Annotated in this window: 18 protein-coding genes and 1 tRNA gene; 5 read left to right on the forward strand and 14 right to left on the reverse strand. The window is 66.4% G+C overall.

Annotated elements, in window-relative coordinates; translation table 11 throughout:
- Positions 1–13: 13 nt before the first annotated feature.
- Positions 14–793, forward strand: coding sequence for an IclR family transcriptional regulator (locus tag COC42_RS07920; RefSeq protein WP_096342601.1), 780 nt, complete (start codon positions 14–16; stop codon positions 791–793).
- A 63-nt stretch (positions 794–856) separates the two neighbouring features.
- Here COC42_RS07920 and COC42_RS07925 read toward each other — a convergent pair whose 3' ends face one another.
- The 5 genes from COC42_RS07925 to fucP are packed head-to-tail and all read right to left on the reverse strand — an operon-like array spanning position 857 to position 5,199.
- Entirely contained in the window at positions 857–1,696 is an 840-nt protein-coding gene (locus COC42_RS07925) for a fumarylacetoacetate hydrolase family protein (protein ID WP_096342602.1), read from the reverse strand.
- 33 nt (positions 1,697–1,729) lie between these two features.
- Complete coding sequence (locus COC42_RS07930; protein WP_096342603.1) at positions 1,730–2,464, reverse strand: SDR family oxidoreductase; 735 nt, start codon at positions 2,462–2,464, stop codon at positions 1,730–1,732.
- Positions 2,461–2,868, reverse strand: coding sequence for an amidohydrolase family protein (locus tag COC42_RS07935; RefSeq protein WP_141395808.1), 408 nt, complete (start codon positions 2,866–2,868; stop codon positions 2,461–2,463). Before COC42_RS07935 ends, COC42_RS07930 begins: the two co-directional genes overlap by 4 nt.
- Positions 2,868–3,899 carry an aldo/keto reductase gene (locus tag COC42_RS07940; protein ID WP_096342605.1) on the reverse strand — a complete coding sequence of 344 codons (1,032 nt, stop codon included), beginning with the start codon at positions 3,897–3,899 and terminating at the stop codon, positions 2,868–2,870. Before COC42_RS07940 ends, COC42_RS07935 begins: the two co-directional genes overlap by 1 nt.
- Positions 3,892–5,199 (reverse strand): L-fucose:H+ symporter permease, encoded by a 1,308-nt coding sequence (gene fucP, locus COC42_RS07945; RefSeq protein ID WP_096342606.1) that lies wholly within the window; start codon positions 5,197–5,199, stop codon positions 3,892–3,894. The genes COC42_RS07940 and fucP overlap by 8 nt, the downstream gene beginning before the upstream one ends.
- Before the next feature lie 130 nt (positions 5,200–5,329).
- Between fucP and lldD the strand changes: the two genes are divergently transcribed.
- Entirely contained in the window at positions 5,330–6,466 is a 1,137-nt protein-coding gene (gene lldD, locus COC42_RS07950) for an FMN-dependent L-lactate dehydrogenase LldD (RefSeq protein ID WP_096342607.1), read from the forward strand.
- Between the two features lie 14 nt (positions 6,467–6,480).
- Here lldD and COC42_RS07955 read toward each other — a convergent pair whose 3' ends face one another.
- Together COC42_RS07955 and COC42_RS07960 are read right to left on the reverse strand one after the other, a co-directional pair.
- Positions 6,481–7,785 carry an MFS transporter gene (locus COC42_RS07955; protein WP_096342608.1) on the reverse strand — a complete coding sequence of 435 codons (1,305 nt, stop codon included), beginning with the start codon at positions 7,783–7,785 and terminating at the stop codon, positions 6,481–6,483.
- A 1-nt stretch (position 7,786) separates the two neighbouring features.
- Positions 7,787–8,566 carry a 2-keto-4-pentenoate hydratase gene (locus COC42_RS07960; RefSeq protein WP_245843931.1) on the reverse strand — a complete coding sequence of 260 codons (780 nt, stop codon included), beginning with the start codon at positions 8,564–8,566 and terminating at the stop codon, positions 7,787–7,789.
- 123 nt (positions 8,567–8,689) lie between these two features.
- On the opposite strand from COC42_RS07960, the gene kduI reads away from it, so the two are divergent.
- Both kduI and kduD read left to right on the forward strand, forming a co-directional pair.
- Positions 8,690–9,532 (forward strand): 5-dehydro-4-deoxy-D-glucuronate isomerase, encoded by an 843-nt coding sequence (gene kduI, locus COC42_RS07965; RefSeq protein ID WP_096342609.1) that lies wholly within the window; start codon positions 8,690–8,692, stop codon positions 9,530–9,532.
- A gap of 95 nt (positions 9,533–9,627) precedes the next feature.
- Positions 9,628–10,398 (forward strand): 2-dehydro-3-deoxy-D-gluconate 5-dehydrogenase KduD, encoded by a 771-nt coding sequence (kduD, locus tag COC42_RS07970; RefSeq protein ID WP_096342610.1) that lies wholly within the window; start codon positions 9,628–9,630, stop codon positions 10,396–10,398.
- 102 nt (positions 10,399–10,500) lie between these two features.
- On the opposite strand, the gene COC42_RS17640 is transcribed toward kduD, so the two are convergent.
- The 7 genes from COC42_RS17640 to COC42_RS08005 all read right to left on the reverse strand — a co-directional run bounded on the left by COC42_RS17640 (position 10,501) and on the right by COC42_RS08005 (position 18,679).
- Entirely contained in the window at positions 10,501–10,824 is a 324-nt protein-coding gene (locus COC42_RS17640) for a DUF3325 family protein (RefSeq protein ID WP_096342611.1), read from the reverse strand.
- Entirely contained in the window at positions 10,821–12,389 is a 1,569-nt protein-coding gene (locus tag COC42_RS07980) for a PepSY-associated TM helix domain-containing protein (protein WP_096342612.1), read from the reverse strand. The genes COC42_RS17640 and COC42_RS07980 overlap by 4 nt, the downstream gene beginning before the upstream one ends.
- A gap of 12 nt (positions 12,390–12,401) precedes the next feature.
- The gene (locus COC42_RS07985) at positions 12,402–12,701 is read right to left on the reverse strand and encodes an iron uptake protein (RefSeq protein WP_141395810.1); all 300 of its coding nucleotides are present in this window, start codon (positions 12,699–12,701) and stop codon (positions 12,402–12,404) included.
- 5 nt (positions 12,702–12,706) lie between these two features.
- Positions 12,707–14,857 carry a TonB-dependent receptor gene (locus COC42_RS07990; RefSeq protein ID WP_176484588.1) on the reverse strand — a complete coding sequence of 717 codons (2,151 nt, stop codon included), beginning with the start codon at positions 14,855–14,857 and terminating at the stop codon, positions 12,707–12,709.
- 702 nt (positions 14,858–15,559) lie between these two features.
- Positions 15,560–16,321: an ABC transporter permease gene (locus COC42_RS07995; RefSeq protein ID WP_096342615.1), complete on the reverse strand. Its 762-nt coding sequence runs from the start codon at positions 16,319–16,321 to the stop codon at positions 15,560–15,562.
- On the reverse strand, positions 16,318–17,253 hold the full coding sequence (locus COC42_RS08000) for an ABC transporter ATP-binding protein (protein ID WP_096342616.1): 936 nt from the start codon (positions 17,251–17,253) through the stop codon (positions 16,318–16,320). Before COC42_RS08000 ends, COC42_RS07995 begins: the two co-directional genes overlap by 4 nt.
- A gap of 64 nt (positions 17,254–17,317) precedes the next feature.
- Positions 17,318–18,679, reverse strand: coding sequence for an MATE family efflux transporter (locus COC42_RS08005; protein WP_245844010.1), 1,362 nt, complete (start codon positions 18,677–18,679; stop codon positions 17,318–17,320).
- Between the two features lie 128 nt (positions 18,680–18,807).
- Here COC42_RS08005 and COC42_RS08010 point away from each other — a divergent pair.
- Positions 18,808–18,894: transfer RNA gene (locus COC42_RS08010), tRNA-Leu, on the forward strand.
- Positions 18,895–18,923 lie beyond the last annotated feature (29 nt).

Below are 18,923 nucleotides of genomic sequence, written 5' to 3' on the forward strand. Positions count from 1 at the left end.
AGCGAAGGTGCATATGACGAGCAGCGGCAAGGCAACGGACGAGCGGCGTTATCGCGCGCCGGCGCTGGAGAAGGGCCTGGACATCCTGGAGCTGCTGTCGAGCGCATCGAAGCCGATGACCCACGCGATGATCTCCCAGCACCTCGGCCGTTCGAACAGCGAACTGTTCAGGATGCTGCAGGTCCTCGAATTCCGCGGCTTCATCGCGCAGGCCGACGGCGGTGGGTTCATTCCCACGACAAAGCTCTTCGCGCTGGGCATGGCACAGGCACCAGTCAAGTCGATCCTCGAGGTCGCTTTGCCGGTCATGCGGCGGCTTGCCGACGATACTGAACAAAGCTGCCACCTAGCGCTGCGGGCGGGGGGCGACATCGTGATCGCGGCACGGATGGAATCAGCGGGCCTGATCGGCTTTTCGGTCCGGATCGGGTACCGCCAGCCGATGATCCTGACCGGCTCGGGCACTGTCCTGTACGCGTTCCAGAGCGATGAGGTCCGCAAACGCTGGGAAAAGGATTTCGGATCGCGGCCCGCCGGCGAACTGAAGGCGTTTCGCGCCCTTGCCGAGGTCGTGCGGACCCAAGGATATGACAAGCACCCCAGCCGGGTCGTGCCCGGGATCATCGATCTGTCGGCGCCCGTCATGCGGGGTGACGCGGCGGCGGCGGCGCTGACGATGCCGTTCGTGAACAAGACGACCCAGCATGTCGACATCGACGTCGCCCTCGAGATGGTAATCGCTGCTGCTGCGACGATCTCCAGCGACCTGGCATCGACCGACGTCCGGGTATGATGGGTGCGGCGGGGTGGCCGGGTACCGGGCCGCCCCGCTCCGGCCGGGAAGACCCGGCGTCTGTCAGGCGGACACGACGATCTGATGCTGCTCGCCCAGCCCGGCAATGCCGAGCGATACGCGGTCGCCCTCGTTCAGCCAGACTTGCGGGTTTTGCCCCAGGCCGACGCCGGGGGGCGTGCCGGTGGTCACGACATCGCCGGGCTGAAGGCTGAAGAATCTGCTCAGATACGCGAGGATGAACGCCGGCTTGAAGATCATGGTCTGCGTCGACCCGTCCTGATAGCGGTGTCCATTGACCTCAAGCCACATGTGGAGGTCGGACGTGTCGCCGACTTCATCCGCGGTAACGAGCCATGGACCGAGCGGTCCGAAACTGTCGCATCCCTTGCCCTTGTCCCATTGGGACGACTGCATCTGAAACGCCCGCTCCGACACGTCGTTGCACACGCAATAGCCGGCGATGGCGGCGGCGGCCTCCGCCTCGTCCACATAGCGGCACTCCTTGCCGACGACGAACGCAAGCTCGACTTCCCAATCGAGCTTGGTCGATCCGCGCGGCTTGATGATCGGGTCGTTCGGTCCCGACAGTGCGCTTGTCGCCTTCATGAACACGACCGGCTCCTCGGGGATCGGCATGTTCGATTCAGCCGCGTGATCGGCAAAATTCAGGCCGATGCAGATGAACTTGCCCGGACGGCCGACGCACGGGCCGAGGCGGGTGTCCGCGGCCATCGCTGGCAGCGTCGCCGGATCGACCGCGGCGATGCTCGCCAGCCCCTCCGGCGTCACCGCGGTGGGATCGATGTCGGCGACGATGCTGCTGAGGTCCCTGATGATCCCCTCGGCATCGACCAGCCCGGGACGTTCCTGGCCGACCGGGCCGTGACGGAGCAACTTCATTATACGATCCCCTTGATTGAGCCGTGTCGACGGTCAGGCCGTCCAGCCGCCGTCGATGACATGCGTCTGCCCCGTGGTGAAACCGGCCTCGTCGGATGCCAGATACAGCGCCAGTGCGGCGATCTCGTCCGCCGTCCCGACGCGGCCCATCGGCTGCCGCGCGATGAACGCGCCGAGCGCCGCATTGTAGTCGCCCGTCGCGCGCAGCCGCTCGTGCAGCGAAGGCGTCTCGACCGTGCCGGGGCAGATCGCGTTGCAGCGGATACCCTGCGTCACGAAATCCACGGCAACCGCCTTTGTCATGCCGATTACGGCCGCCTTCGTCGTGCAATAGGCGAAGCGATTGGCCACGCCCTTGATCGACGAAGCGACGGAGGACATGTTGATGATCGATCCACCGCCATTCGACAGCATCGCGGGCAGCGCCGCGCGGATCGTCCGATACATCGCGGTCACATTCAGGTCATAGGCAAACGCCCATTGATCGGGTGAGCAGTCGAGAACCGAACCGCCTGGCACCACGCCAGCGCAATTGAACAGCACGTCGAGCGGGCCCGCCCGGCCAATAATGTCAGCCACCGCCGCGTCGTCCCGCACGTCCAGCCGCTCGGTCCGGCAACCGTCGATCTGTGCCAGGGCTTCCGCATTCAGATCGGTCGCCCAGACGGTCGCTCCTTCACGCGCCCAGAGTTCGGCGGTCGCGCGGCCGATGCCCTGCCCCGCCGCGGTAATAAGCGCGGTCTTTCCCGCTAGTCGTCCGGTTGTCATGGAAGGTCCCTCTGGATGCGATGGATGCGCGCTGCATTCAGTCCCCTGATCGCGGCGATGTGGTCCTCAGGCAGGTCCGACAGCAGCCGGTCGGTCACCGCCGGCCAATCGGCATGGCTTGCCGACCCAAGAGGCAAGGGCCACTCGCTTCCCCAGAGGGTGCGTCGGCATGCAAAGGTGTCGACAACGACCGGGAGACTGGAGCTGAGTTGTTCGAGCCCGACCTTGCCGGAACCCTCGCTCAACGACCTAAGCCACCATCGCGACGTCGATGCCCGCACGGCAAGATGCGGCTCAAGGTCTGCGGTCGGGATGTCGCGATGCAACACCTTGGCATGGGGCATCAGCCAGCCATGGTCGCCACGCGCCAACCGCCCGAGTTGATGATGCGCGTCGATCCGCATCATGCCCCGCCCGGCAGCGGCGCGGCGACGTCCACCAAGCCGACCGCACGAAGGTCGCGCCAGAAATCGGCCGGGATCGCCTGATGGTAAAGGTCCATCGTCTGCTGAACCCGGCCGACCGAGCCGAGGCCCGGGATCACGCTCACCACCTGCGGGTGGGCAAGCGGAAACTGCAGCGCCGCCGCGGCCAGCGGCACCGCGTGACGATCGCACAGCGCCTCCAACCAGCGCACATGATCGACGATATCCGGCGGCGCCGCGCCATAATCGTAATAGATGGGTCCATCGCGGCGCGTGCCGGTGGCGAGAATACCCGAGTTATAAGCACCGCCGACCACGATCGACACGCCTCGACGTTCGCATGCCGGCAGCAGCGCATCCAATGCGCCCTGTTCGAGAAGCGTGTACCGTCCCGCGAGCAGAACCACGTCGAGGTCGGCGTAGTTCATCGCTTGCAGGACAACATCGCATTCGTTGACGCCAAGGCCGAATGCGCCGATTGCGCCATCGGCGCGCAGCACCTCGAGCGCGCGCAAACCACCGCCCTTGGTCAGTTCGGCAAAGGTACGGTCATGCTCGTCGGCATGCGTCATCCCGCCGATATCGTGGACATAGAGGATGTCGATACGGCCCAGGCCCAACCGCTGCAGGCTGTCCTCCCAGCTCCGCATCACGCCGTCGTAGCTGTAGTCGTAACGGGCCTCGAACGGCATCGGCGACCGAAAGCCGTGGCGTGCGGCATCACCCGCCAGTGCGGGGTCGGCGCAGAACAGGCGGCCAACCTTGGACGACAGGACAATGCCATCCCGTCCGCGCAACACGTCACCGACGCGGCGCTCGCTCAGGCCGTGACCATAGCGCGGGGCAGTGTCGACATAAGTCATGCCCGCCGCCAGCGCAGCATCGAGCGTTGCGCGTGCCTCTGCATCGGCAACGGGACGATACAGATTGCCCAGCGATGCGGCGCCGCAGCCGATCTCGCTCAGCGACAGGTCGGACCGGACAAGCGTTCGCTGCGCGATCCTATCCATGGGTCGGCACCGCGTCGCCCCGGGTCAGCCCCGCGCGATGCGCCCAGCGGCCGAACCACAGGACGACGCAGAAGCACAGCATCGGCACCAACATCATGTGGTGCACCCCGCCCAGCTGCTCGGACACGACGCCCATCAGCGGCGGAATCAACGCACCGCCGATGATCGACATGATGAGGAACGACGACGCGCTCTCGGTTTCCTCGCCCAGGCCCGAGACGCCGAGCGCGAAGATCGTCGGGAACATGATCGACATGAAGAAGCTGGTCAGCCACAGCGCCGCCACCGCGGGCGCCCCCGACAGCAGCACCGCCGCCGCGCACAGGGCGATGTTCGCCGCGGCATAGGCCATGAGCAGTTTCGTCGGAGCCATCCGACGCTGGATGAACGCGCCCGAGAAGCGCCCAACCATCACCATGCCAAGGCTCGCCGCCAGCCAGTAGGCTGCCGTGCGTTCAGTCGTGTCGGGCAACTGCGACTTGGTGAAATCGATGAAGAAACTCCAGACGCCAACCTGCGCGGCCACGTAGAAGAACTGCGCGACGACGGCTCGGCGCACCTGTACGTGGCGCAGCACGGCGGCGAAGCCCCGCTGGGGGCCGCGCTCAGACCCTAGTCGCTCGATCGGCGGGAACTTCGACCCGGCGACCAGCACCGCCAGCAGGCACATGGCGAGGCCAAGTACGGTGTAGGGCGGCTTTACGAGCTGCGCCTCGGCAGCTCGCCATTCGGCTACCGCGCCCGGCGTCATGCTCGCCAGTTCCGCGGCGGTGTGCTCGGTTCCGGCAAAGATGAAGAGACCACCAATCGTCGGCGCGAGGATCAGCCCCAGACCGTGAAACGATTGTGCGAGGTTCAGCCGGGCCGGCCCGGTGCGCTCCGCGCCCAGGATCGACACATAGGGGTTGGCCGCGGTCTCGAGGAAGCCAAGGCCGATGGCGATGACGTAGAGCGCCACGAGAAACAAGGCGAACTCACGCATGTCGGCTGCGGGCAGGAACAGGAACGCTCCCCCCGCATAAAGCGTCAGGCCGAGCAGGATCGCTGCCTTGTAGCCGTAATGGCGGATCAGCAGCCCGGCCGGGATCGCGGCACAGAAATAACCGATATAGAACGCCGTCTGGACCAGGCTCGACTGCGTGCGTGAAATGTCGAGCGCCTTCTGAAACTGACGGATCAGCACGTCGTTCAGCGCCGCCGCCAATGCCCAGGAGAAGAACAGGCTTGTGACCAGCGCGAACGCCAGCCGGTAACGGCGTTCGACGATGGGCGGCGCGCGGGTTCCGATATCGGTGTCCATGGTGCGATCCTCTCCCCACAGGCGTCATGGCCGCTTGTTTCAGCGCTCGGCGCTATGCCCACATATAAAGTTGTTGTTCATATATCAACTTCGATTGTAGGCGATGTGCAGATTGCACGAGGATGCCGCCATGATCGCCACGTCGACCGAGGACTTTCGCCGCCGCGCCCGCGCGCGCCTGCCCCGCTTCCTCTTCGACTATATCGACGGGGCAGCCGGAGATGAGACGACGCTGCGTCGCAATGTTGCGGACCTTCAGGACGTCGCCATCCGGCAGCGGGTGCTGAAGGACGTGTCGCGTGTCGATACCGCAACCACCCTGTTCGGCCGGCGCCAAGGATCACCTGTCGTCCTTGCGCCGGTCGGGCTGGCCGGCATGTACGCGCGGCGCGGCGAAGTGCAGGCGGCGCGGGCCGCGGCGGCACGCGATGTTCCCTTCTGCCTGTCGACCGTGGCGGTCTGCCCGCTCGAGGAGGTTGCACCCGCCAGCCGCGCCCCGATCTGGTTCCAGCTCTACGTCATCCGCGATCGCGGTTTCATGCGCGACCTGATCGCCCGTGCGAAAGCGCAGGGCGCCTCGGCGATGGTGTTCACGGTCGACATGCCCGTTCCCGGCAGCCGCCGCCGGGACGCGCACAGTGGCATGTCGGGGCCGAACGCCGTCTTGCGCCGATATGTTCAGGCAGCGCTACACCCTCATTGGGCATGGCACGTCGGCCTGCACGGACGCCCGCATACGCTTGGTAATGTGGCCCCGGTGCTCGAGCGGGCCAGCGGGCTTGAGGACTTCATGGGCTGGCTCGGCAAGAATTTCGATCCCGCGATCCAATGGCGCGATCTCGAATGGATCCGCGAGGCATGGGACGGCCCACTTATCATCAAGGGTATTCTGGATCCGGAGGATGCGCGCGACGCGGTGCGGCTGGGCGCCGATGGAGTGGTCGTCTCGAACCATGGCGGTCGCCAGCTTGACGGCGCCCTGTCAACGATCCGCGCGCTGCCCGCCGTCGCCGATGCGGTCGGCGACCGGCTGACGGTGCTGGCGGATTCAGGAGTCCGATCAGGCTTCGACGTGCTGCGGATGCTGGCATCGGGCGCGAAGGGCGTGCTGCTCGGGCGCGCCTGGGTCTATGCGCTTGCGGCCGGCGGCCAGCGCGGGGTCGAGCAGTTGCTCGACCTGCTGAACGCCGAGCTGCGCACCGGGATGGCCCTGTCGGGCGCGACCGACGTGACGCGGATCGACGCGGACCTTCTCGATCGCCGCTGACCCGGTCCCGCCGCTCAGCCCCGCAGGCCGATCGGCGCCAGCCGCGGACTGAGGACGTGCACCGCCAGCAGCGCCACGAAATAGGCGCTGCCCGCGACCGCGAACAGGATCGAGTAATTGTTGTTCGTGGCGTCGAGGATGTAGCCGGTGAACAGCGCCATTCCCATGCCGCCGACCGCGCCGACCGTGCCGCCGATGCCGACGACCGAGCCGACCGCGTTGCGCGGGAAGACGTCCGATGGGATCGTATAAAGGTTCGCCGAGAACGCTTGGTGCGCCGCCGTCGCCAGGCCGATGACCAGGACCGCCATCCAGACGCTCGACAGGTTCTGCGCGAAGAAGATGGGTACGACGCAGCACGCGCAGATCAGCATCGTCATCTTCCGCGCGAAGTTGACGCTCCTCCCCCCCCTTATGAGCCTCGACGACAGCCACCCGCCCGCGATCGAGCCGCCGTCCGAGATCAGATAGATCGCCGCGAGCGGCAGGCCGAACGTCTTGAGGTCCATGTCGTAACGCTGGAACAGATAGCCGGGCAGCCAGAACAGGAAGAACCACCAGATTGGGTCGATGAAGAACTTGCCGAGCGCATAGGCCCAGGTTTCACGCTGGCGAAGCACGCTGCGCCACGGCAGCGGTGTCGTCGCGTCGGGCGGGTCCTGCCGGATATGCGCCAGCTCGGCGGCAGTGACTCGCGGATGATCGTCGGGGTGCCGGTAGATCACCCACCAGATCGCCAGCCAGAGGATGCCGAAGATTCCCGTGACATAGAAGGCTACGCGCCAGTCGAATGCCAGTACCAGCGCGGGCACAAGCAGGGGGGTGATGATCGCGCCGACATTCGCCCCCGCGTTGAAGAGACCGATCGCGTAGGCTCGCTCCTTTTGCGGGAACCAGTCGGTCACGGCCTTGATGCCGGCCGGGAAATTGCCGGACTCGCCGACGCCGAGACCGAAACGCGCCGCCGCGAAGCTCGTGACCCCGACCGCCAGGCCATGGGCCATGTGGCTCGCCGTCCAAATGATGATCGCGACGGTATAGCCAAGGCGCGCGCCGATCACGTCGACGATGCGGCCGAAACCGATATACCCGATCGCATAGGCGACCTGAAACCAGAAGATGATGTTGGCAAAGTCACTTTCCGACCAGCCGAATTCTGTTTCCAACGTCGGCTTGAGGACGCCGATCATTTGGCGATCGATGTAGTTGATCGCGGTTGCCGCGAAGAGCATTGCGACCACGACCCAGCGATAGCGACCTATGCGCGCTGCCGGAGCTGACCCGCCGCCTGGTGGCGCTGGCTCGGTTTCGCCCGCCATGTCAGCGCTCGACAATGTCGCAGGTAACGACCAAATCGTCGCCGAACCGCGCCTCGACATGGTCACCGGGTCTAACGCGATGCACGCCCGTCACCGCGCCGCTCGAAATCCACTGACCGGGGCGGATCGCGATGCCGCGGCTTGCCAGATTCTCGAACAGAAAGCGGGCGGCGCCGAACGGACCATCAAGCATCGTCTCGGCGCTTGCCGCTCCGGCGACCTCGCCATTGATCCGCAATTCCACCGGGGTGGTGAGAACGTCGTGCAGGAACAAGGGGCCGACGACCAGGCCGTTGTTGTTCCCGAAATCCGAAACGGTCACGCAGGGGCCTTGATCGTTGATCCCCGGGAACGGCGAGGAGGCGATCTCGATCCCGACATGGACCGCATCGATCAGCGCGGCGGCGTCGGATACCGTATAATGCGTTTTGGCCGGATCAGGCGCGGTACCGACGCGCAGCAGGAATTCGGCCTCCGCCGCCCCGAACCCCGCGGCGAAAACCGGCATCGACGGCGCGGGAGTCTCCACCACGATCTGATCGGCAAAGATCGGCCCACTCAGGCGATCGACGCCGTCCAGCGGCGGATTGATCCGACCGACCTTCCAACCACCGACGGGCTGCGCCGTCAGCGCGATGGCCTCGTCCTGAATTCGATAAGCCGCCTTCAGACTTTGGGGTGGACACCCCGGATAGACCGGCAATGCCCAGCCTTTGCGGCGCGCCGCGACAAACGCATGCGCGACTCCCTCACCTTCTTGCCTCCCGTGCTCGATCGCCACGATGCTCTCCGATCATCTTTTCTTTTTACTTCACTAGTGAACTAGATTTTTATATACAAGTCGGGATTTGATCGGCGACCCACTGGCGATGCCAGTCTACGGTTCGACCGCTAGGAGAGAGCGATGTTTGATCGAACCTATTACGCCACCCACCCTGACATGATGGAGCACGTATCGAACGACGCACTGCGCGAGCGTTATCTGATCCGAAACCTCTTCCGCGCGGGCGAGTGCGTGCTGAACTATACCCATGCCGACCGCTTTGTAATCGGCGGCGTCGCGGTTGCAGGCAGCCCCGTGCGCCTGCCCGATCAGGAGGCGCCAGCCTCCGCGAAGGGACACCCCTTCCTTGAGCGGCGCGAAATGGCGATGGTGAACGTCGGCCGGGTCGAGGGCACCGTGACCGTGGACGGCCAGACCTTTGCGCTGGGCAACAAGGATTGTCTTTACGTCACCATGGGCGCGCGCGAGGTGCTCTTCGCCGGCGAGGGGGCGCGCTTCTACCTTGCATCCTGCCCGGCGCACGCAGCTTTCGAGACGAAGAAGCTGAGCATCGCCGACGCCAATGCGCTTGAGCGCGGCAGCCTTGCCGAATCCAACGAGCGCACAATCTTCCAGCTCGTCATTCCCGGCGTGTGCGCCTCGGCCCAGCTGGTCATGGGTCTGACCGTCCTGAAGCAGGGCAGCGTGTGGAACACCATGCCGCCGCACGTCCATGATCGCCGCAGCGAGATCTATTTCTATTTCGAACTCGACAATCTGGATACCGACCGCGTCATGCACTTCATGGGCAAGGGCGAGGCGACGCGGCACATTGTGATGGCGAATGAAGAGGCGGTGATCAGCCCACCCTGGTCGATCCATATGGGCGCCGGCACGAAATCCTATGCGTTCATCTGGGCGATGGCCGGCGAGAACCAGGACTATACGGACATGAACGTCCTCGACATCTGTCAGCTGGCCTGAGTGCGGCGGGAGGGGACACGCCCCACCCCGGCGCCTGTCCCGGATGGCCGCCGGCGTTGGGCTGAGCGGCTGCTTCCTTTTGAACGGAATTCAGCATGATCAGCCCTTTCGACCTCACCGGCCGCACGGCCATCGTCACCGGCGCGAACACCGGCATCGGACAGGCGATCGCGATCGCGCTCGCGCAGGCCGGCGCCGACATTGCCGCCGTGGGCCGCTCGCCCGCGAGCGAAACCGTCGAGCAGATACGTGCGCTCGGCCGCCGGGCGGAGTTCGTGTCCGCCGACCTGTCGACGATCGAGCCTGTGCAGCGAATTGTGGACGAAACCGTGGACAAGTTCGGCGACCTGCACATCCTGGTGAACAATGCGGGAATCATCCGCCGTGCCGACGCCACCGACTTCACGGAGGCCGACTGGGACGCGGTCATCGACACCAATCTCAAGTCGGTGTTCTTCCTGTGTCAGGCGGCCGGGCGGCACATGATTGCCCGTCACGCCCGGGAAGGCGGCGGCGGCAAGATCATCAACATCGCGTCGATGCTGACATTCCAGGGCGGCATCCGCGTGCCAAGCTATGCCGCGTCCAAATCCGGGATCGGCGGGGTCACGAAGCTGCTGGCGAACGAATGGGCGACAAAGGGATTGAACGTAAACGCCATCGCGCCCGGTTACATCGCCACCAACAACACCGCCGCACTGCAGGCGGACGAGTCGCGCAATGCGGCGATCCTCGCTCGAATTCCGGCCGCGCGCTGGGGCGAGCCGAACGATCTCGGCGGCGCCGCAGTGTTCCTCGCCAGCCGCGCCGCCGACTATGTCCAAGGGCATATCCTTGCGGTGGACGGCGGATGGCTCGCGCGCTGATCGGCGCTGCATTCGCCCGCTCCTGACGCGCGATGAAACATATGGCTCAGCCGCCATTGATGTGAGAGGCGCGATCTGATCGCCATCGGCTGCGAGATGCGATCATCGCCGGCCTGGCGGCCTTGCTTCCCAGAGCCGCGCCAGCGGCCGAAGCAGACCGGGCGATATTGCGAGGACGGCTGCCGTCGCCAGCACCGCCGCTCCTGACAACAGGGGCCAGAACAGCGCCGCGAAGCCGGCGCCGTCGAGCAGGACGGTGAGGAGGAGACTGGTCGCCACCAGCACGTACCCCGACCGCCTCGGTCCCGGTCTCGCGACCGAAAGGCTGCCCGTCACCGCCTGCCAATGGCGTGCCTGCGACAGCGCGAGCAGCGCACAGCCCGTCAATGCCGACAGGAGCGCGCCAAGGAACAGGAACGCGCTCATTCGGCCGGCATCGCGACGGGCATCGGTACCGCCGGGCGGACTGGCGAAAGGCGAACCGCCGACCGGCCCGCGATCGCAGCCGCGATCAGGAGCACCAGGTCCATGCCCGCCACCGCCCACAGGCCTTCGCCTACAGCAGCGACGAAATGGTCGCCGGTCGTCACCGCGTTGAGCAGAAAGGCTGCGATCGCCAGTCCCGCGATCAGCCAGCATTGCTGAGCCCAGGCCCGGCCCCGCAGCATCGCCGCGTGGACGACAGTGCCGAGCCAGACCAGCCAGAAGACCAGCACCTCTCCATCGGCGCGACTTTCCATGACGAAGCGGGCATCGGCTGGCATCAATCGGTTCGCGACGAGGAAGGCGCCCGTCGCTGCGATCAGGCCGCTGGTACCGGCGATCGTCAGCGCCTCGACCAGGCGATAGCCGGGCGAGTTCGCCGACAGCTTCGCCTCGCGCTTGCGCAGCCAGAACAGCATCCCCGTCGCGATCATCACGCAGCCGCCCAGCCCGCCGGCGAAATAGAGCCAGCGCAGCGGCCAGTGCCCGAACTGCACGAAATGCGCACCTTGCACCCAGGCGGAGGCGTGGCCGATCGGCGGCTTGGCGAAGTCGTGGAGGACACGCCCGCTCACCCCATCGAACACCGCGACATATTCGCTGAGCGTGACCCGGTCCTTGGGAAAGGTGTTCCGGAAATAGACCGCCGCACGGACGTCGCCGTAATTGAACACGCGGACCAGATTGGTGCGGACGGGCACCCCCTCGGCCGCCGCCCACATCGCCTCGGCCCGCGCCTTCATCGCGTCGACCGAAGCGAGCGGCGCGGGCCGTCCCGCAGGCTTTGCGACGGCATATTCGCCGCTGATCGCGGCAGTCGCGTCCTTGAGCTTGCCGCCGAACGGCTCGGCCATGCCCCACGGCAGATAGAGGAAGGCGAAGATGAGCAGGCCCGAGAACGGCATCAGGAAATAGAAGGGCAGGCCGGCCAGCGACGACAGGTTGTGCAGATCGAGTGTCGCGCGCCGCGCATGGCGCTTTGGCCGGAAGACGAAGAACTCGGCGATGATCTTGCGATGGACGAACAGGCCCGAGATCAGGAGGATCAGCATCGACAGTGCCGCCAGGCCGACGATCCAGTAGCCCAGGCTTCGCCATTCGATCGTCAGCGACAGGTGGAACGGATAGACGAACCCCGTGCCCGCATGGCTGTCGGTCGCATCGATCGGGGCGCCCGTGGCCGGATCGAGGTCGAGGCTGCGGAACTCGCCGTCCGCCGCGCGATAGAACATGCCGATCGCGGGGCGCCGCGCGTCGGGCACGACGAAGTTGATATAGTCGCTGCGCGCCGCTTCCGGGGGCAGGTTTGCCAGCAGCCGGTCGTAGGAGATGGCGCGCTCGCGGTGGACGATCCGCGTTTCGGGGATCATCCAGCGATCGATCTCGGGTGCGAACACGGTGAGGCTGCCCATCCAGAACACCGCGAACATGACGACGCCGATCGTCACGCCCAGCCAGCTGTGCAGCCAGCCCATCGCCCGCCGGAAATCCTCGGTGATCGCGGGCATCGCGCTTAGGCCCTAGATTGCCCGTGCCAGCGCGATCGTCGCCGCGGCACCCGCCGACAACAGTGCGCCGTCACGCAGGGGGCGGCGCGTCGCGAACATCAGCAGGCAGGCAGGCACATAGACGAACAGCGCCAGCATCGCCGCCAGGCTGACCGCCTCACCGCGCGCCATCCCGGCCAGCGGCAGGACGGAGCCGAGCAGCGCCACAAAGCCCGAGGTCAGTGCATAGCCGCCGACGAACCCCGCCGCGATCCGCCACAGGATCAGCGCCGCGCCCTCATCGGCGACCATCGATCCGCGACGGGCCGTCACCGCCGTCACAACTCCGACGCGATCGAGAAGAAGGCCGCGCGCGGCGAACCGAAGTTGAACGATCCGAACTGCGTTCCCTCGACGAAATCCGCATCGCCGACATTGCGGACGTTGAGCCGCGCAGTCAGGCGCTGATCGCCGAGGTCGAAGCCGTAGCGCACGCCCAGATCGAACCGGACATAGCCGTCGACGGTGAAGGTGTTGACGTCGTTGGCGAACCGGTCGCCAGTGTAGAACACGCCGCCGTTGAGCGCGAGGCCAGGCACGGCGGGCAGCGCATAGTCGACATAGAGATTGGCCTGGTACCGCGGCACGCCGCTCGGCCGGTTGCCGTCGACCGCGGCGTTGGCCGGGTTGTCGATCGTCGGATCGAGATAAAGTCCTCCCGCGATCAGGCGCAGGTTCGGCGCCACCTCGCCCGACAGGCTGACCTCGACCCCGCGATGCTGCTGGTCGCCGATATAGGCGAAGACATTGTCGGCCCCGAGCGCTGCCAGCGGCTGGCTGATGTCGAAGTAAGCTGCGGTCAGCAGCGCGCCGGCCAGGATTTCCGCCTTGGCCCCGACCTCGAACTGCGACGTGCGCGCGGGATCGAGGAAGATCGAGGGCTGGCCGAAATTGGCGGCGGTGTTGGGAATCTGGACCCCGGTGGTGATCCCCGCCGAATAGCTGCCGTAAAGCGTCACCTTCTCGACCGGCTGGATCAGCACGCCGACATTGGGCGCGAAGGTCTGGTCCTGGTAGCTGGTGACACGCGGCCCGTCGGCCACCTGCTGCGCCGAGTTGCGCTGGTCGGCGTAGCGTGCTGCGGCGAACAGCTTCAGCCAGTCGGTCACGGTCACGAGATCGGACACGAACGCCGCCTTCTGCGTGAAGACGAGGAGGTCGAGCGTCGGCGCCGTGACCAGCGCTTCGGGCAAGGGCCGGGGCAGCGGGACTGGCGAGAAGATGTTCGACGCCCCCACCACGGGTTGCGCCGCCCGGTTCGAGGCGCGCAGCGGGTTGTTGCTGTAAGCCGCCCCGATCGCGATGTCGTGGGCGATGCCGAAGGTGTCGAAGCGCCCCGTCACGAACAGCTCGGACGAGAAGGGGTCACGGATCTGGTTGGGATCGTAGAAGATGCCGGCGCTGAAATCGCCATTGGCCTGAAGCGTGCCCGCCCGGATGCTGATCCCCTGCTGATCGCGCTCGAGCCGCATCTGCTGCGCGCGGCCCTGCACGGTCCAGCCGGGTGCGAACGCCCATTTCACGCCCACCGACCCGATGATGTTCGAGGTCGGGTACGTGCCCCAGGACTGGCCGAGGAACGTCGTCTGGTCGAACCGCTCGAGCAGCGCGCGCCGCTGCTCGGTCGTCACCCCGGAGGCGAAGGAGGCGATGCTGATCGTCGCCTGCTGCTCGAGCTTGCGGAACTGGTATTCGAGGTCGAACTCGATCGTCAGGTCGTCGGTCGGCTTCCACTCGACCAACGCACTCGCCATGAAGCGCGGGCCTGCGGCGCCGTCGACGAAGGTCGCCTCGCGCGCGGCCACCGCGTTCAGACGGACTCCGAGCCGCTCGCCCACCGGGCCGCCGACATCGGCATGCACGCCATAGCTGCCATAGCTGTCGCCAAAGGCCTGGACGAAGCTGTAGGGCGTCGCGGTCGGGCGCTTGAGGACATAGTTGATGACCCCGCCCGGCGGCGTGAAACCGTAGCGGACCGAGGTCGGGCCCTTGACGATCTCGACTGCCGCCTTGTTCTCGAACGGGCTCTGCACCTGGTTCTGGAAGATCAGTCCCTCGCGCCGGTAGCTCGACGAATTGTCGAGATTGTAGCCGCGCACGTTGATCGTGTCGTTGAAGCCCGGCGGGGAGCTGACCAGCGTCGAGGGATCGTTGCGCACCACGTCGCCCAGCGAGCGGACCTGCTGGTCGATCAGCAGTTCCTGCGGGATCACCGTGACCGAGAACGGCGTGTCGAGGATGTCCTGCTCGCCGAACGTTCCGCCCGACTGGCTCTGCGAGCTGTAGCCGCTCTCGCGCCTGCCGACGACGAGGATATCGTCGCCGCGCCGGCGCGTGCGTTCCGCCCCCTCGCCCGCCTCTTGCGGCGAGACGGGACGGCCGTCGGACTGCGCAATCGCGGCCTCGGGCAACAGTGCGGGACCTGCCAACGCGAACGCGAAAAGAGAGATGGCAGGAGGGAAGCGATGCATCTGTGCCCCGGTGCGTTATCCGCTAACGCCCCTCGCGTAATTGATAATGAAAGTCAATAGAGGCTTGGTGGCATGCGCCTGTCGGCGTCTGGCGCATCCTCGGCAGCGGGCGTGGGATCGACCACCTGCCTTCAACATCGCTGCGACAGGCGCAGATTTCGTCGCCTTCGCCACCCAAGTGGCCAAGCCGGCACCGTCGGTATCAACAAGGGGAGCTGATCGCCGTCCATCACGAACGCGACCTGGCGTAGGGGCTGATCGTGTTGCAGCTGCGATCATCGGATCGGCCGCGGCCGGAACATGCCAGGTACCGAGATCCTGCCCCCCATCGCCCGCCGCGCACGCCGAGGCGGCTGGCGCGTTTCGCTTGCCTGAGGAACGCGACTGCACCGGCGCACGGGCGATGCGCCGCTGCGCATTCCGAACGACGATTCCCGACGATCCGGGTGTGCGCGATTCCTGCTGAACGCGCCGGCCGCCCTCTGCAACGCGGCCCGCACCCTAAGGAGTGATGGCGGCGGTGAGGTGGCCGGGCTAGTCAGACATGGCTCGGGGGAGACACGTTTGCGGCACCACGCACTCCCGGTCGCCGCGAACGGAATCGGCATCGTCGCCGCCGCATATGGGTCGCTCCTGGCAGCGCGACGATGCCGATGACGCTTACGCCTTCAGGCGATACCCCGTCTTCAGCATCCACGCGACGACGCCCGTGCAGATCACGAGGAAGGCGAGCGTCGCGGACAGGCTGACCATCACATCGACATCGCCGCGGCCGAAGAAGCTCCAGCGGAATCCGCTGACGAGGTAGACGACGGGATTGAACAGGCTGACCGTCCGCCATGGCTCCGGCAGCATGTCGATCGAGTAGAAGGCGCCGCCGAGGAAGGTGAGCGGCGTGACGATCAGCGAAGGGACGAGGCTCAATTGCTCGAACCCCTTGGCCCACAAGCCGATAATGAAGCCGAACAGGCTGAACGCGACCGAGGTGAGAATGAGGAAGGCGACCATCATCGCCGGATGCTCGATCCTGAGATCGACGAAGAAGGCCGAGGTGACGAGGATGATCGTGCCGATCAGCATCGACTTGGTCGCCGCCGCGCCCACATAGCCGAGGATCAGTTCCGCCGTCGCCACCGGCGCCGACAGCACTTCGTAGATCGTGCCCGCAAAACGCGGCATGTAAATCCCGAACGAGGCGTTCATCAGGCTCTGCGTGAGCAGGCTCAGCATGACGAGGCCGGGGACGATAAACGTCCCGTAGGGTACGCCGTCGACTTCCTGGATGCGACTGCCAATCGCGCCGCCGAAAACGATGAAGTAGAGCGCCGTCGTGATCACCGGCGTCGCGACGCTGCCCCAGAAGGTGCGGCCGAAGCGCGCCATCTCGAAACGATAGATCGCCCAGATCGCAGGCAGGTTCATGCGGCGCTCCGCGGCTGGTGGACGAGGTCGACGAAAATGTCCTCGAGGCTCGATTTCGAGGTGTCGAGGTCCTTGAACTGGATACCGAGCTCGGCAAGCTTGCGCAGCAGCGACGGGATTCCCGTCCGCTCGGCCTGCGCATCGAAGACGTAGCGCAGCTTGTGCCCCTCGTCGGCCAGCGTCAGCTGCCATTCGGCGAGGTCGGCGGGCACCTCGTCCATCGGCTCGGTCAGCGAGATGTCCATCTCGCGCTTGCCGAGCTTCTTCATGAGCGCGGTCTTTTCTTCGACTAGGAGAAGCTCGCCGCGGTTGATGACGCCCACCCGGTCGGCCATTTCCTCGGCCTCCTCGATATAGTGCGTCGTCAGGATGATCGTCGTGCCGCCCTCGCGCAGACGATGGACGAGCTTCCACATGTCGCGGCGCAGTTCGACGTCGACGCCCGCGGTGGGTTCGTCGAGGAACAGGAGGTCAGGCTCGTGCGCCAGCGCCTTGGCGATGAGCACGCGGCGCTTCATGCCACCCGACAGCTCCATGATCTTGGCGTCGCGCTTGTCCCAAAGAGACAGGTCGCGCAGCACCTGCTCGACCAGCGCATCGTCGCGCCGCCGACCGAACAGCCCGCGTGAGAAGCGGACGGTCGAGATCACTCGCTCGAACATGTCGGTCGACAGTTCCTGCGGCACGAGGCCGATGCGCCGCCGCGCCTCGCGGAAATCGCGCGCCACATCGTGCCCATCGAACGTGATCGTTCCCGTCGTCGGCACGACAAGGCCGCAGACGATGCCGATCATCGTCGTCTTGCCCGCGCCATTGGGCCCGAGCAGCGCGAAGATCTCGCCCTGGTTGATCGACAGATCGACCGACTTCAGCGCCTGATGCCCGCTGGCATAGGTCTTGGTGACGCCCGAAAGCGTCAGGATCGGTTGCATGTCGGAGAGCCCCCTATGCTTCTGCTGCTTGAGGTAAGTGGCGGGGAGTGGTGCCACAAGGGGTTCAGGCAGGCTGGCGGAAGCGCCCGTTCGCCCGGCCGCTGACCCACCAAAGCCGCGCGCCGCCCAGCGCCGCCGCCGCCGCCATGCCGATCCCCGATGCCCAGGCGAGCCCGGTCGGCCCCGCGCCCGCCTGCACCAGCCACCAGCCGAGCCCGCCGGTCACGATGAAGAAGGCAACGATCCCGTTGACCCCTGCGGCCACCTGATCGCCGAGCGAGCGGAGCGCATAGACGAACACCACCTGCAGCCCGTCGAACAGGATGAACGGCGCCCAGACGAGCAGCATCGCCGCGGCGATGGTGTAGACCGCGGGCGCGGCGGGAAAGGCGGTGACGATCGGGTCGAGGCCGATGAGGATGACGATCGCCATCAGCCCGGTGCCGAGCGCCGCCAGCACGGCGGCGATTGCGGCACGCCGCCAGGCCTCCTCGGGACGCTTCTCTCCCACCGCATTGCCGACGCGTACCCCGGCCGCGGAGCCGAGGCCGAGCGCGAAACCGAAGGTGACGTTGTGGACCGAAAAGACAATCTGGAAGGCATGCGCGGTCGCCTCGCCCAATTGCGTCGACAGCGCGATCAGGATCGAGAAGCCCGCGAGTTCGAGCCCCGAGGCGAGCGCCGGCACCGCGCCGAAGGACAGGAGCGCAGCCACGCCGGGCCAGCGAAAATCACTCAGCGTGCGGACGCCGCGCTCCACCGCGCGCGGCAGCGTCCAGGCGGCATAAAGCATCGCCGCCGCGCCGAAGGCCGAGGCGATTGCCGTCGCCGCCGCCGCGCCCACCGCGCCATAGGCGGGCAGTCCGAACTGCCCCGTCGCCAGCACCCAGGCGAGCACGCCATTGAGGGGCAGCACCGACAGCTGGACGACCATCACCCGCCGCGGCCGGCTGACCCCCTCAAGGAAGAAGCTCGCGGCGATCGACAGGAGCTGGAACGGATAGGCGCAGGCCATCACGCGCACCACCGCCGCCGCCGCGGGGGCAAGGTCGGGCGCAACGCCGACGAAGCGGAGCAACGGCTCGGCAAAGGCGAACAGGATGCCCCCGCTCGCGATGCCGAGCGCGAGGCCCAGCACCAGCCCCTCGTGCAGCACGCGCCCCGTCTCGCGAAGGTCCCCCGCCCCGTCGGCGCGCGAGACCATGACGATGATCCCCGACAGCCAGCCGAGCACGACGACAATACCGATATAGGTGAGCGCCCGGCTTGCCCCCAGTGCCGCCACCTCGTGCGTGCCCGCCATGCCGACAACGATGACGTCGGTCAGGTGCAGGATCGTCCAGTTGAGGCTGGTCAGCATCACCGGCCAGGCGAGGGCAAGGATGCGCCGCGCCTCGTCGGACAGGGAAGATCGCGCAGGCTGCATCATCTTCGGCCTCTAGGCCGCCGGGCACCCACCGGCAATCATGGAAGAAAGCGTGTTGCAAGGGTCCGGGGACGCTGCTAGGGGCACCCGCCTACCGGCCGCCGGGTCCTCTTGGCGGTATGACACGTGCGGTCGTGGCGGAACTGGTAGACGCGCAACGTTGAGGTCGTTGTGGGCGAAAGCCCGTGGAAGTTCGAGTCTTCTCGACCGCACCATTTCCCGGATCGGCAAGCGGCACGCCGGC

Source organism: Sphingomonas spermidinifaciens, from assembly GCF_002351485.1.
Taxonomy (GTDB): Bacteria; Pseudomonadota; Alphaproteobacteria; order Sphingomonadales; family Sphingomonadaceae; genus Sphingomonas; species Sphingomonas spermidinifaciens.